This is a genomic window from Ralstonia edaphi (assembly GCF_958350185.1).
GTDB classification, from domain to species: domain Bacteria; phylum Pseudomonadota; class Gammaproteobacteria; order Burkholderiales; family Burkholderiaceae; genus Ralstonia; species Ralstonia edaphi.
On sequence record NZ_CATWHI010000003.1, the window covers coordinates 335,553 to 349,578 of the forward strand.

A 14,026-nucleotide genomic window follows, 5' to 3' on the forward strand; every position below is an offset into this window, starting at 1 on the left:
AGCGCCATGACAGACAAATTCCTGCGCATTGAAAACGTCGGGCAGACGTTCAAGACCAAGCGCGGCCCGTTCGTCGCCCTGCGCGACATCGACCTGACGGTGGCGCGCGGTGAGTGCATCGCGCTCATCGGGCACTCGGGGTGCGGTAAGTCGACGTTGCTCAATCTCATTGCCGGGCTCACGCGGCCGACCACCGGCGGGTTGATCCTGGCCGAGCGCGAGATTGCCGGGCCGGGGCCGGATCGGGCGGTGGTGTTTCAGAACCATTCGCTGCTGCCGTGGCTCACGTGCTTTGACAATGTGTATCTCGCCGTCGAGCGCGTCTTCGGCAAGACCGAGACCAAGGCGCAGTTGCGTGATCGCACGCATGCGGCGCTGGCGCTGGTGGGCTTGTCGCATGCCGAGCAGAAGCATCCGCATGAAATCTCGGGCGGGATGAAACAGCGGGTGGGGATTGCGCGGGCGTTGTCCATGGAGCCGAAGGTGCTGCTGATGGATGAGCCGTTTGGGGCGCTGGATGCGCTCACGCGGGCGCATCTGCAGGATGAGTTGCTGAAGATCGTGGCCGCGACCGGCAGCACGGTGGTGATGGTGACCCACGATGTGGATGAGGCGGTGCTGCTGGCGGATCGCATCGTCATGATGACGAATGGGCCGGCTGCGACGATTGGCGAGGTGCTGACGGTGGACCTGCCGCGGCCGCGGGATCGGATGGCGTTGGCGGAGGATGCGGCTTATCACGCTTGTCGGACGGCGGTGTTGGATTTTCTTTATCGGAAGCAGAGGCATCCGGTGGCGGAGGCTGCCTGATTTGCTTGGGGGATGGTTTTGTTGTTTTAACTTGGTGGTCCATCCCCTGTTTCATCCCCTGCCGGGGCTGACTCACTTTCTTTGTCTTGCCAAAGAAAGTAAGCAAAGAAAGGCGCGCCCGAGATGGCGAATTCCTCCTTGAATTTCTGTAACCGGGCGGAGAAGGAGGCAAACTCGCTTCGCTCAGACAGGCCTCCTTCTTTTTTCCGCCCGCTTACAGAAATTCAAGGCGCCATCTAGGGCAGGAACTTCAACGGCCAAACCGGCGTGGTTTGGGCGTTTGCGTGGGCTCAAGCGTGGGTGGTGAGTGGGCGGTTCGCTTCGCTCCCTGCTTGGGGGCGCTGGACGGTTCGTATGTGGTGTTGCTTTCCCTGGCTGGGTGGCAGCCGACCCTTCTGGTACAAATGCGGGGCGAGCTTTGGCCCTGCTGCGTTTCTCTCCAGGGCGGTTCGCTTTGCCCAGCCAGGAGAGTGATCGAGTGGATACCGAAGCGTTCTTCAGGAAGGTCCGGACCTATGCAGAAATCTCGGAGGCGGCGGAGCGGGCGTGGGCTGCTCTGCTTCAACCGCGGCAGTACCGGAGAGACGAGTCGCTTGTCGTGGCGGGGGACGTGCCGACGCGGTTCGCTTTTGTTCTGGAGGGCCTGTTCTTCCAGCACTATGTCGGGCCGGAGGGCGACATGGTCATCAAGTACTTCTTTCCGGAGGGCCGGATTGCCGGCTCGGTCAGTGCGACGCTGCTTGGCAAACCGAGCCAATTTACGATCACCGCTATCGAAGACTGCAGTGTCCTGGAGTACGAATTCGCGGCGTTTCGGTCGTTGATGGCGCGCTTCCCGGATATCGCGGCGTTCTACATCCATTACATGGAGCGCCACTGGATCATCGAGAAAGAGCCAGTCGAGATCGCCTTCCGCCACGACAGCGCGATGAAGCGCTATCGCAACTTCATCAGCAGCGAGCCCGATCTGCACAGGCGCCTGAAGCAGCACCACATCGCCGCCTGGCTGGGCATCACCCCGGAAAGCCTGAGCCGCCTGCGCAAGGCGATCGCCTTGGGTGTGGGATAGGCCGGATGGCGTCTTACCAATAGTCAATGCGCCAAGAAGGTTCGCGCCCGTATCGTTCGGTCAGGCAAGCGCAGTGCTCGCCCCCAACCCAAGGAGACCTGTCATGACCAAGTCGATCTTCATCAACCTGCCGGTCGCAGACCTGCCGAAATCCAAAGCCTTCTACGAAGCCCTGGGCTTCACGAACAACCCGCAATTTACCGACGACACGGCCGCCTGCATGGTGTGGAGCGAGTCGATCTTCGTGATGCTCCTCACGCATGCAAAGTGGCAAACGTTCACCAGCCGCCCGCTCCCGCAAAGCGGATCGAGCGAAGTGATGCTCGCCCTGACCTGCAACAGCAAAGACGCCGTCGACCACATGAACGATGCCGCCGTGAAATGCGGTGGCACGGCCGACATCAACCCCAAGCAGGACCTGGGATTCATGTACGGCCGCGCCCTGGCCGACCTGGACGGCCACATCTGGGAAGCCATCTGGATGGATCCCGCCGCCATCGGTTCATGACGCCAAGCGGCAAGGCACGACAGACACATCGCCACGCCCGGCCCACCGCTGGTGTGGCCGTTGACGTTCCTGCCCTAGATGGCGCCTTGAATTTCTGTTGCAGGGAGGAAAAAGGAAGGGAAACTGTCTGAGCGAAGCGAGTTTTTCCCTTCCCCTCCCTGCGACATAAATTCAAGGAGTGGGTCGCCATCTCGGGCGCGCCTTTCTTTGGTTACTTTCTTTGGCAAGACAAAGAAAGTGACTCAGCCCCGGCAGGGGATGAAACAAGAGATGCACCACCAACAAAGAACACCCCGCGTCCCACGCTAGCGCCAGCGCAAACCCCAGCGCTATGATCAAACCCACACAAAAACCCGCCCAGCTTCCTGATGCCCGCTCCCCCCATCCTCCCCGACACCGCCGCTGAAGACGCCTTCGCCAACGGCCCCTTCCCCGCCGCCCGCTTCATCAAGGAAATCGGCCGCGGCGCCGACGGCGCCCGCGCTCTGGTCAAGCACGATGCCCGCGCGCTCTTCACCGCCATGCTGGAAGGCCGCATCTCCGACGTGCAGCTCGGCGCCATCCTCATGGCCTACCGCATCAAGGGCGAGACCCCGGAAGAACTCGACGGCATGCTGGAGGCCACGCATGCGCATTGCCGGCCGCTGCCGGCCCCGAACACGCCCGACCATGCGCTGCCGGTCGTCATCCCCAGCTACAACGGCGCCCGCCGCCAGCCGAACCTCGTGCCGCTGCTGGCCAAGCTGCTGGCACGCGAGGGCGTGCCGGTGCTGGTGCACGGCATCCGCCGCTTCGACGGCCGCATCACCACGGCGGCGTTGTTCGAAGCGCTGGGCTGGCCCGTCTGCGAACACATGGACGACGCCCGCGAGCAGCTGGAGCGCGATCGGCTGGCCTACGTGCCGATCGACGTGCTCTCGCCCGAACTGACATCGCTGCTGGACAAGCGCGAGATCGTCGGCCTGCGCAATTCCGCGCACACGGTGGTGAAGATGCTGCAGCCCATCGGCGGGCATGCGCCGCACGAGGCGCTACGGCTGGTCAGCTACACGCATCCGGAATACCGCGACACGCTCACCGATTACTTTCTGCGCCACCCGGCCAATGTGCTGCTGGCACGCGGCACCGAGGGCGAGGCGGTGGCCGATGCGCGGCGCGGCAGCGCGGTGGAGTGGCTGCACGACGGCGCGCATGAAACGGTGATCGAAGCGGTGGAAGGTTCGAGCGACGCACCGCCTGTGCTGCCTGCGGGAACGGACGTGGCGGCGACGGCGCGCTGGATTGAAGCGGTGCTCGACGGCAAGCAGCCGGTGCCGGAGCCGATCGCCAAGCAGGTCCGCGCGATCGTGCGCTGTGCACGACCGGCGCAGGCCGCCTGAGCGATCGCCCGGTCTTAGGTCTTACTTGGACGGCAGCGGAATGCGCTCCGTTTCGCCGGGCACGTGGGCGAAGGCGTCGGCCTCCCAGCGCTGCTTGGCGTCTTCAATGTCGGCCTTGTCGCTGGCGACGAAGTTCCAGTAGATGTGGCGGTGGCCGTCGGTCGGGTCACCGCCCAGCAGCATCACGCGTGACGACACCTGCGCGGTGAGCGTCACGTCGCCGCCGGGCTCCAGCACGGCAAGGTGGTGCGGGTCGAGCGCCTCGCCGTCGATGGTGACGGCGCCCTCGACCAGATACAGGCCGCGGTCTGCATGCTCGGGCGGAATCACCAGCGATGCACCGGCCGCCAGTTCCAGCGCCACATACAGCGTGCGCGAACTCACCTTCACCGGCGACGTCAGCCCGAATGCATCGCCCGCAATGACCACGCCCTGCACGCCAGGGCATTCGAGCTTGGGCAGCGTGTCGGCGGCGTGGTGGGCGAAGCTGGCGTCCACCTTTTCCTGATCCTTCGGCAGCGCCACCCAGGTCTGGATGCCGTGCACGCGGGCGCCCTTTTCGCGCCCTTCCGGCGACGAACGCTCGGAGTGGACGATGCCGTTGCCGGCCGTCATCCAGTTGACGTCGCCGGGCGTGATCGTCTGCACGCTGCCGAGGCTGTCGCGGTGGACCATGCTGCCGTCAAACAGGTACGTGACGGTGGCCAGGCCGATGTGCGGGTGCGGGCGCACGTCGATGCCCTCGCCGGGGGCGAAATCCACGGGGCCCATGTGGTCGAAGAAGATGAACGGCCCGACCGTCTGGCGCGCCGCAGACGGCAGCACGCGCTTGACCGAGAAACCGCCGAGGTCCCGTACGTGCGGGCCAATGATGTGCTGAATGGAAGTCATGGCGGGAAGCTCCTCAGGCGCGCTCGGCAAGCTCGGTCTCGACGCTGATCTCGACTTCGGTCATCAGCTTGTGAACCGGGCATTTGCCGGCCACGCGCAGCAGGTCGGCGCGCTGCTCGTCGCTCAGGTCGCCGTGCAGGGTCAGCACCGTGCGCAGTTTGTAGCGGCCCTGGCGCTCCTGGCTGCCGTCGTGCTCGACGGCCACGTCGATCGCGTCGAGCGGGTACTTGCGCTGACGCGCATAGAGCGAGACGGTCAGCGCCTTGCAGCTGGCCAGGGCCGCGTCGAAGTAGGCGTGCGGGTCAGGCGCGCTGCCCTCGCCGGCGGGCTTGGGCACGTCGGTATAGGTCACGCCTTCGGGGAAGGTGACCTTGTGACGGAAAAGGCCTTCGGTGTCCTTGCTGACGACGATGGTCATGGGCGGCTCCTGTAACGGTTTCAGCGATGTCCGGGCAGTGTAGCCAACTTGCGTGACGGCTCGGGAGATGCCCCTACGTGCGTCACGCATCGCTTTCAGGGGCGCGTTGATCGCTCGACATTGCAGACATGGCAATTCGCCCCACCGATTTGGATGGAAACGCTCAAGCGGCGCGGTTTTCCGCCGATCTTCCGGTTAGAAGACATCCGCCCTGAAACCGCCCCGCTTACGCGTCACCTGCATGGTTCCACGCCGGCCGCTTGTCGCCATTGCCGGCGGCATCGGCTTTCTCCTCGTCCTTGTTGGGCTGACCGTGATGGTCGGCTGGCTGCAGCATTGGCCATGGGCGGTGAGGCTGGGCACGGACCGCCTGCTGATCGTGTTCGCCACGGGGATCAACCTGGCGCTGCTGGGCGCTGCCCTGGGAGCGCTGCTCATCGGCACGGTACGGCCGGGCGCGCGCTGGGCAGATCCGGCTGCGCGCGGGCTGAGCGGCGCGGTGGCGTTGCTGTCCACGCTGCGGCTGGCCGAGATGATCACGGGATGGCCGATCGGGCTGGACTTTCCTGACGTGCACGCTTGGCTCGACCGCCAATGGGTCACCGGATGGATTGGCGGCATGCACCCGAGCCACGCGCTGGCGATGGCCGCATCGGCGATCGCCCTTGGCCTTGTGCCGACGTTGCGCAAGCCACACCGCGCCCGGTGGTTTTGGGGCCTCCTCGGCCTGGCGATGCTGCTCTGCGCGGGTGACCTGCTCGGCCGCGCCATGGCGCTGGAATATCTGTACCCGGCGTGGCTGCGGTGGCGCGCCTCGGACGCCGCCGCCCTCTGCTCGCTGCTGTTGGTCACGGGTGTGGTCTGCGCCGCGGTGGCTCGGCACCCGGGCCTGTTCCGCCTGCGCTTGTCGCCAGAAGACACCATCGTCTGGATCAGCGGCGGCTGTGTCGTGCTGGCGGGCCTGGGCGCCACCATCACGGCATTCATCATCCAGGTGGACAGTGCCAGCCTGACTTTCGGCACCACGCGGGCACGGGCCCTGTCGAGCTACGCTGAGGAGTTCGACCAGTTGCTGGCCATGCGCGCGGAAAGCCCGCGCCTGGTGGCCGCCGCCACGCACATCCAGGAGGTGCTGCGCCATCCGGCCGACAACGCGGCGCGCCTGCGCAGCCAGAGCGCGCTCCAGGCGTATCGCGAGCAAGGCTACTCGTACCTGCAACTGCGGACGCTGGCGGGCGAGGGCATCGTCAGCCTGGGGACGCAGACGCTTGAGCCCGAATTGTCGATAGTGCTGCACGCTGGCCTCGCGCCCGAGCGCATCACGCTGCAATGGGTACACGGTTTTGCCATGCGCACCGAAACGCCGGTCATGGCAGACGGCATGCAGGTCGGCTGGCTGGTCGCCGAACAACCGCTCGCCCACATGACAGGCCGCTACACCAACCAACGCGGCATCGGAAAGACCGAAACGCTGGCGATCTCGGGCTTTGATGCGCGCGGCCGCGCCATGTCGTTCCCGCAGCGCTTCGATGCGTACGTGTTCGAGTTGCCGCCGCTTACGGTAGACCACCGCCCCCTGCCATCGCGCCTGGCGCTGGCGGGAGAGGCCGGTTACGGCCAGTGGCAGGACATCCACGGCATGCCGACGTCGTTTACCTACACACCGATCGGTCACACGGGTCTGGCGTTGATCAGCAAGATCGCCAGCGCCGAGCTGTACGCACCGATGCGCGTGCAATTCGAGCGGCTTGCGGGCTTCATGCTGTGCCTGATGATCGGCAGCGTGCTGGCCATCCGCCTGACGGTGCGTCCGTTTGCCAACCGGCTTGCCGCGTCGGAGCGCGCGCTGCGCACCGCCAACGAGAGCCTCGAGCGCCGCCGGGACGCCCTGCGCGCCAGCCGCGAGCAACTGCGCCTCGTGGCGGACAACGTGCCCGCGCAACTGAGCTACGTCGACCCCGACGGCATCGTGCGTTTTGCCAGCCGCACCCTGCTCGAAGCCTTCGGCCGCAGTGAAGACGAGATGCTGGACCGCCACGTACGCGACATCTACACCGCCGAGGACTACCGCACGCTGCTGCCCTACATGACCGAAGTGCTGGCAGGTTACCCGGTGCAGTTCGAGATCCAATCCATGCGCACGGGCGTGCCCCGCTACCTGAGCGGCCACTACTATCCTGATTACGATGATCGCGGCACGCTGCGCGGCTATTTCTCGGTGCTGCAGGATCTGACGGCGCGCACGAGTGCCGAACTGGCCCTGGCGCGCAGTGAACGGGCACTCAAGCTCGTGCTCGACAACGCGCCGCTGCTGGTGTCGCACATCAACCCCGACGGCGTCTTCACCTTCTGCAACGTCACGCATGCCCGCTGGCTCCAGCGTACGCCCGAGGACGTCTGCGGCCAGACGCCGGAACGGGTGTTCACACCGGGCACGTACGCCTTGCTGGCGCCGTACCTGGTGCGCGCCCAGCGAGGGGAATCCGTCGAATTCGAGATCACCGCGCCCTGGTACGAAAAGCCGCACGCCAACGGCCCCCGCAGCCGCACGCGACATTTCCGCGGGCAGCTCGTCCCCGATGCCGGAGAAGCGCATGACGGCCGCTGCGGTTTTTACGCCTTCGTGCAGGACGTGACCGAAGCCAAGCGCAGCGAGATGGAGCTGTCGCGCATGGCGCGCTTTGACGCCCTCACCGGCCTGCCCAACCGCTACGACCTCTACGAGCGCCTGCGCGGCGCCCTGGCGCGCCGTCAGCGCCTGCCGGCCCCCCTGGGCGTGCTGTACCTGGACATCGATCACTTCAAGCACATCAACGACACCTACGGCCACGCCGCCGGCGATACGGTGCTGGTGGAGGTCGCCCAGCGCCTGCAACGTGCCGTGCGCCGCACCGACACCGTCGCCCGCCTCGCAGGTGACGAATTCATCATCCTGCTCGACCCCATCGATGCCCCGGATGATGCGCTGCACACCGCGCAGAAGATCGTCGGGGTAATCCGTCCGCCGATCCACCTGCCGGATGGCACGGTGCTGCACGTCACCACGAGCGTTGGCGTGGCGTGCCCCGGCCCCGATGTGCGTGACCCTGACGCCGCCTTGCGCGAAGCTGATCGCGCACTTTACTGGGCCAAGTCGCGCGGCCGAAATACGGCGGCATAGGGCAGAACCGATACCTTCGGCTGCGGTCTATGACTGGGTGTGACGCCCTATTTGCTGCGGCGCAAACATCACACTATTGAGCACAAGACCCTGATTTACGGGAACTATTAACCGGACAAAAATGTCCTATTAGCACTCATCCGGTTGGAGTGCTAAGATGCCTTTCCAAACCTCCACTGGATTTCGACAGGAGTCCTGAGTGAACGCAGTCATCCCCGTGAATACCGTTTCCGCAATCGCCACCCAGCCGTCCGGCAACGCCGGTAATGGGTGGGCGCTGGCGTTCCCCGGCAACCTGGGCAACATCGACGCCTACATCCAGAGCGTCAATCGTGTGCCGATGCTGTCGGCCGAGGAAGAACAGCGTCTGGCCCGCGAATACCGCGACAACGGCAATCTCGATGCCGCACGCCGTCTGGTGCTCTCGCACCTGCGCCTGGTCGTGTCGATTGCGCGCGGTTACCTTGGCTACGGCCTGCCGCACGCCGACCTGATCCAGGAAGGCAACATCGGCCTGATGAAGGCCGTCAAGCGCTTCGACCCGGATCAGGGCGTGCGTCTCGTCTCGTACGCGATGCACTGGATCAAGGCCGAGATGCATGAGTACATCCTGAAGAACTGGCGCATGGTGAAGGTGGCCACCACCAAGGCCCAGCGCAAGCTGTTCTTCAACCTGCGCAGCCACAAGCAGGATGCGCAGGCGACCTTCACGTCGGACGAAATCGACGCCGTGGCCGCCGAACTCAACGTCAAGGGCGCCGAAGTGCGCGAGATGGAAACGCGTCTGTCGGGTGGCGACATCGCGCTGGAAGGGCAGATGGACGACGGCGAAGAGTCCTTCGCTCCCATCGCTTACCTGGCCGATACGCACAATGAGCCGACCCGCGTGATCGAGGCGCGCAGCAACGACCGCATGCAAAGCGAAGGCATCGAAGCCGCCCTCGCCAAGCTCGACGATCGCAGCCGCCGCATCATCGAAGCCCGCTGGCTGAACGTGAACGACGACGGATCGGGCGGCTCGACGCTGCACGAGCTGGCTGACGAGTTTGGCGTGTCGGCCGAGCGCATCCGCCAGATCGAATCGGCCGCGATGAAGAAGATGAAGGGTGCGCTGCAAGCCTTCGCCTAAGCTGACCGCCTCGCAATGAAAAGCCCGCCAGATCGGCGGGCTTTTTCTTTGGGCGGTGGCGGGAGATCAGTCGGCCAGCAGTTGCTTGATGTCGTGCGCGATCGGCTCCGGGCCCTGGCCGTGCTTGATGAACAGGCGCAGGTTGCCCTTCGGATCGAACATGTAGCTGCCGGCGGTGTGATCCATGGTGTAGTTGTCGGGGGAGCTGCCCGGCACCTTGCTGTAGAACACCTTGAAGTCGGACGCGACCTTCTTCAGCTCCGTCTCGTTGGCCGGACGCAGGCCGATGAAGCGCGGATCGAACGCGGGCACGTACTTGGCCAGCAGGTCTTGCGTATCGCGCTCCGGGTCGACGGTGACGAACAGGACCTGGACGCGGTCGGCGTCTTTGCCGAGGGTGTCCATCACGGCGCGCAGCTCAGCCAGCGTGGTCGGGCAGACATCGGGGCAATGCGTGTAGCCGAAGAACATGACAACGACCTTGCCGCGGAAATCTTCGAGCGTGCGGCGCTTGCCGGTGTGGTCGGTCAGCGAGAAATCGGTGCCGAAGCTCTTGGATCCGGTGATGTCGAGGTTCTTGAAGGCGGGCTTGTCGCTGCACGCTGTGAGCGCCAGCACGGCGACGGCCAGCATGGCGAACAGCGCGGCGCGGAAGTGTCGGAAAGAGAGCATGGTCATCGTGTTGAAAGCAGACCGCCTAGCGTAACGCCAACGGCACATGCCTGGTGGCGCCCCTGTGCGTCACAGCGCCGCGCTTTGCGTAAGCGCCGGGCCGAACTTGAAGTAGTGGTCGACCAGCAGCGCGGCAAACAGGATCGACAGATAGATGATCGAGTAGCGGAAAGTCTTCTGCGCCAGCGCGTCGGAGTACTTCCGGTACATGCGCCACGCATACGAGAGAAAGCCGAAGCCCAGCACCAAAGCGGTGACCAAGTAGATATAGCCGCTCATGCCGTAGACGAACGGCAGGATGGTCGCGGCGATCATGATCAGCGTGTACAGCAGGATGTGCAGCAGCGTGTATTTCTCGCCGTGCGTGATCGGCAGCATCGGCAGGCCGGACTTTGCATAGTCGGCGCGGCGATATAGCGCGAGCGCCCAGAAGTGCGGCGGTGTCCAGGTAAAGATGATCAGCACCAGAATCCAAGCTTCGGCCGGCACGCTGTTGGCGACAGCCGCCCAGCCCAGCGCCGGCGGCATCGCCCCCGAGAGACCGCCGATCACGATGTTCTGCGGTGTGGCCGGCTTGAGCAGCAGCGTGTAGATGATCGCGTAACCGATGAAGGTGGCGAACGTCAGCCACATCGTCAGGTCGTTGGCGAACACGTGCAGCGTCCACATGCCCGCACCGCCCAGCACCACCGAGAACACCAGGATCTGCCGCGTGCCCAGCTCGCCGCTGGCCGACGGGCGCCAGGCCGTGCGGCGCATCATCGCGTCGATCTTGCGCTCGACCAGGCAGTTGATGGCGAAGGCAGCGCCGGCAAACAACCAGATGCCGACCGCGCCGCCGATCAGCACCGGCCACGGCACCATGCCCGGCGTGGCCAGGAACATGCCGATCACGGCGCAGAACACGGCAAGCTGCGTGACGCGCGGCTTGGTCAGCGCCGCATACTGCGATGCGGTCGTTCGCCAGCCAGGAAGTTGAGTGGAAGTTGTTGGGGTTGCCACGGTATTCATAAAAAACGGTCAGACAGCGTTCAGACGACGGCAGCCGCCACAGGCATCGGCGCCCGCGCTTGTGCGAGCCCGATCAGGTAATGCAGACGCACCATCAGCAACAGCAGCACGGCCGCGCCGCCGTTGTGCGCCACGGCGGCCAGCAACGGCCACCCCAGCACGATGTTCGAAAGGCCAGTCGCCAATTGCACGGCCAGCACGACGAGCAGCACCGTCGCGACACGGCCAATGCCGTCGATGCGGCGTGCACGCACGCCAAGCCATGCCAGGTAGCTCAGCACGACGACCGCAAACACGCGGTGCGTCCAGTGGATGGCGACCAGCGCATCGTGCGAGATGAAATCGCCGCCGGCAGTCTTGCCAAGTTGGCGCCAGAACGTGAAGCCGTGCGCAAAGTCCATCGGCGGAACCCACTGGCCGTTGCACAGCGGAAAATCGGTACAGGCGAGCACAGCGTAGTTCGTGCTGACCCAGCCGCCCAGCGCAATCTGCACAACGAGCAGCACGAGCCCGATGGCCGCCGCCATGCGCAACGACGCGCCACGCTCATCCACCACACGCGGCACGTCGTTCTTGCAGCCGAGCCAGATCAGCGCGGCCAGCAACGACATGCCGAGCAGCAAGTGCGTCACCACGATGGCCGGCTGGAGCTTGAGCGTGACGGTCCACGCGCCAAACGCGCCCTGCACACACACCAGCGCCAGCACGGCCGTCGCATACCACGGAGACTGCTTCAGCTCCTTGCGCTTCACCCACGCCAGTACCACCAGCGTGATGATCAGCACGCCCAGCGCGAGCGCAAAGTAGCGGTGCGTCATCTCGATCCACGCTTTCATCCATGTGACGGGGCCACTCGGCATGGCGGCCTGTGCGGCATGGATGTCGTCACGTGCGTGGAACGGGTTGGACGTGCCATAGCAGCCCGGCCAATCCGGGCAACCGAGGCCCGAATCCGTCAGCCGCGTGAAGCTGCCGAACATGATCAGGTCCAGCGTGAGGAAAGCGGTGATCCACACCAGCTTGCGGTACTTGTTGCGATCCCCCTTGACCAGCACGTAGCACAGTGGGATCAGCGCGATCAGGATGCCGATGGAAGCGAGTTGCAGCAGCATGGCTTATCCGATGCGCGAATACTTCAAGAGCCGCGTCATGTCTCCGCGCACCTTTTTCGGGTCCGGATCTTTCGGGAACTGCATCATCAGGTTGCCAAGCGGATCGACCAGGAAGAGGTGATCTGTCGGCGGCGTCTTGCCGTCGGCCAGCCAGTTCTTCGGCAGCTCGGGCGCGCGCAGGAAGCGCACCGCACCGTAATCGTCGTTGTAGGCCTTGATCAGGCGCGGGTCGATTTCACCGCGGTCGGTCACCAGCCAGACGGGGACGATGCGGTCGCGATCCGGCCCCTGGCCGATGCGCAGCTGGCGCATGGTGAACAGCTTGCGCGCGCAGTTGTCGTCGCAGGCGCTGCCATCCACGGACACCATCAGCCATTTGCCCTTGAGGCTGGCCAGCGGCACTTCAGCGCCGTGCTCGTCCTGGACCATCAGGCTGGCCGGAATAGGCCGCTGCGGATCGACAAGCGCGCCGTACGCCGCCTTGCCGCCGGCTGGGGTGAAGACGTAATACGCAAGGTACGACGCGATCACCGGGGAGGCACACACCAGCAGCAGGAACAGCATCATCAAGCGGCCGCGGCGAGTGCGCGCGTCGATGCGGGGGTCTTCGGACGCGCCCAGTGTGCCGGGCGCGCCGGGTGCGGATTCCTGATTCACCATGTGATTCCCAATACATTCAGCTGCGGCACTAAGCCGCAACGCAAGTTCGTGTTCAAGCGGGCTCTGACGTGCCCGTCAAGCGGCGATAACGCCGCACGCTGTAGAAGACCATCAGCCCGAGCACCGCCGCCGCCATCGCGAACCACTGGAATGCGTAGCCGTAATTGCGGTCGGCGCCCAAGTCTGCGCGCGGCCAATCGCGCAACAGGCCGTCCTGCGCGTCGGATTGCTGCTGCACCACGAACGGTTGGAGCGGCACGCCGATTTCGCGCGAGAAAGCGTCGAGGTCGATATTCTGCCTAAGTCGCTGGCCGACTTCATCCGCGCCGTCCTTGCTGCCCAGACTGAAGACCCGGCTGGCATGCGGCACGGCCATCCCTTCGACCTGCACTTCGCCCGCCGGCGTGGTGTACGGCGCGATGCGCGTGCGGTCGGCCGCATCGCGCGGCAACCAGCCGCGGTCGACCAACACGGCGCGCCCGCCGGCGCCTTCCAGCCTCAGCGGGATGAGCACCTCGAACCCGGGGCGCGACACGCCATTGGTGACGTGCGGGCGGTTCTCGAGCAGCACCGTGTGCGCCACGTCGAACGTTCCGCGCAGCAGCACCGGCCGGTACATCACGGAATCTGCCGCCACGGGCTGCGCCGTGACGCGCTGGGGAGGCGCGTTTTCCAGCGCCACGATGCGGGCCTGGCGCTCGATGCGCTCGTGCGCACGCGAAAGCTGCCAACGCCCGAGCGAGCACGTCAGCGCGATCAGCGCCACACCCCCCAGCATCGGCACAGGCGCGAACCAACGTCGCATCGGCACGCGCACGGTCATTGCGCGGCCTCGGTGCGATAATGCCCGGGAGCCATTTCCAACCCGTCATTGCCCAACCCGCAGCCCTCCATGCGCATCGTCGTTGCCATTGCGTTCCTGTTGATCCTCGGCAGTCTTGCCTCCGCGCTGTTCTTCCTGATGCGTGACAAGGGCCACAGCAACCGCACCGTCCGCTCGTTGATGTTCCGCGTCGGTTTCTCGATCGCGCTGTTCATCTTCATCCTCGTCGCGAACCGGCTGGGGTGGATCCACAGTACCGGCATCCAATTCGGCCAGTAACCAACGACAACGCCGCCACGCCGGAAAAACGAAAACGCCGCAGCGGTGTCCCGTCTGCGGCATTGTCTTCGCCGGCCGTTGGCCAGGTCATGGAGCGACGCTGCG

14 protein-coding genes are annotated in these 14,026 nt (G+C 65.1%); 7 read left to right on the forward strand and 7 right to left on the reverse strand.

Going from position 1 to position 14,026, the window contains the following annotated elements:
• Positions 1-6: 6 nt before the first annotated feature.
• From R2669_RS11975 to ybiB, 4 genes are all read left to right on the forward strand, one after another.
• Positions 7-810 carry an ABC transporter ATP-binding protein gene (locus R2669_RS11975; protein WP_316900267.1) on the forward strand — a complete coding sequence of 268 codons (804 nt, stop codon included), beginning with the start codon at positions 7-9 and terminating at the stop codon, positions 808-810.
• A 478-nt stretch (positions 811-1,288) separates the two neighbouring features.
• Entirely contained in the window at positions 1,289-1,879 is a 591-nt protein-coding gene (locus R2669_RS11980) for a Crp/Fnr family transcriptional regulator (protein WP_027678331.1), read from the forward strand.
• A 103-nt stretch (positions 1,880-1,982) separates the two neighbouring features.
• Positions 1,983-2,387 (forward strand): VOC family protein, encoded by a 405-nt coding sequence (locus R2669_RS11985; RefSeq protein ID WP_316900270.1) that lies wholly within the window; start codon positions 1,983-1,985, stop codon positions 2,385-2,387.
• A 368-nt stretch (positions 2,388-2,755) separates the two neighbouring features.
• Complete coding sequence (gene ybiB, locus R2669_RS11990) at positions 2,756-3,766, forward strand: DNA-binding protein YbiB (protein WP_316900272.1); 1,011 nt, start codon at positions 2,756-2,758, stop codon at positions 3,764-3,766.
• 21 nt (positions 3,767-3,787) lie between these two features.
• Here ybiB and R2669_RS11995 read toward each other — a convergent pair whose 3' ends face one another.
• Together R2669_RS11995 and R2669_RS12000 are read right to left on the reverse strand one after the other, a co-directional pair.
• Entirely contained in the window at positions 3,788-4,657 is an 870-nt protein-coding gene (locus R2669_RS11995) for a pirin family protein (RefSeq protein WP_102064433.1), read from the reverse strand.
• Between the two features lie 13 nt (positions 4,658-4,670).
• On the reverse strand, positions 4,671-5,075 hold the full coding sequence (locus R2669_RS12000) for an OsmC family protein (protein ID WP_316900274.1): 405 nt from the start codon (positions 5,073-5,075) through the stop codon (positions 4,671-4,673).
• Positions 5,076-5,316: 241 nt separating this feature from the next.
• Here R2669_RS12000 and R2669_RS12005 point away from each other — a divergent pair, with 241 nt between their 5' ends.
• Together R2669_RS12005 and rpoH are read left to right on the forward strand one after the other, a co-directional pair.
• On the forward strand, positions 5,317-8,235 hold the full coding sequence (locus R2669_RS12005) for a diguanylate cyclase domain-containing protein (RefSeq protein ID WP_316900276.1): 2,919 nt from the start codon (positions 5,317-5,319) through the stop codon (positions 8,233-8,235).
• Positions 8,236-8,470: 235 nt separating this feature from the next.
• Positions 8,471-9,364, forward strand: coding sequence for an RNA polymerase sigma factor RpoH (gene rpoH / locus R2669_RS12010; protein WP_428984267.1), 894 nt, complete (start codon positions 8,471-8,473; stop codon positions 9,362-9,364).
• Between the two features lie 66 nt (positions 9,365-9,430).
• Here the strand turns inward: rpoH and R2669_RS12015 are convergent, their stop codons facing one another.
• From R2669_RS12015 to R2669_RS12035, 5 genes are all read right to left on the reverse strand, one after another.
• Positions 9,431-10,036 (reverse strand): SCO family protein, encoded by a 606-nt coding sequence (locus R2669_RS12015; RefSeq protein ID WP_316900278.1) that lies wholly within the window; start codon positions 10,034-10,036, stop codon positions 9,431-9,433.
• A 69-nt stretch (positions 10,037-10,105) separates the two neighbouring features.
• Positions 10,106-11,047, reverse strand: a complete 942-nt coding sequence (cyoE, locus tag R2669_RS12020) for a heme o synthase (protein ID WP_147216822.1) — start codon at positions 11,045-11,047, stop codon at positions 10,106-10,108.
• A 20-nt stretch (positions 11,048-11,067) separates the two neighbouring features.
• A complete protein-coding gene (locus tag R2669_RS12025; RefSeq protein ID WP_147216824.1) occupies positions 11,068-12,159 on the reverse strand; it encodes a COX15/CtaA family protein in 1,092 nt (363 codons plus the stop codon).
• 3 nt (positions 12,160-12,162) lie between these two features.
• Positions 12,163-12,819, reverse strand: a complete 657-nt coding sequence (locus R2669_RS12030; RefSeq protein WP_316877278.1) for an SCO family protein — start codon at positions 12,817-12,819, stop codon at positions 12,163-12,165.
• A gap of 52 nt (positions 12,820-12,871) precedes the next feature.
• Positions 12,872-13,642: an SURF1 family protein gene (locus tag R2669_RS12035; RefSeq protein ID WP_316900280.1), complete on the reverse strand. Its 771-nt coding sequence runs from the start codon at positions 13,640-13,642 to the stop codon at positions 12,872-12,874.
• Between the two features lie 69 nt (positions 13,643-13,711).
• On the opposite strand from R2669_RS12035, the gene R2669_RS12040 reads away from it, so the two are divergent.
• The gene (locus R2669_RS12040) at positions 13,712-13,921 is read left to right on the forward strand and encodes a twin transmembrane helix small protein (RefSeq protein ID WP_004633471.1); all 210 of its coding nucleotides are present in this window, start codon (positions 13,712-13,714) and stop codon (positions 13,919-13,921) included.
• The last annotated feature ends 105 nt before the right edge of the window (positions 13,922-14,026 follow it).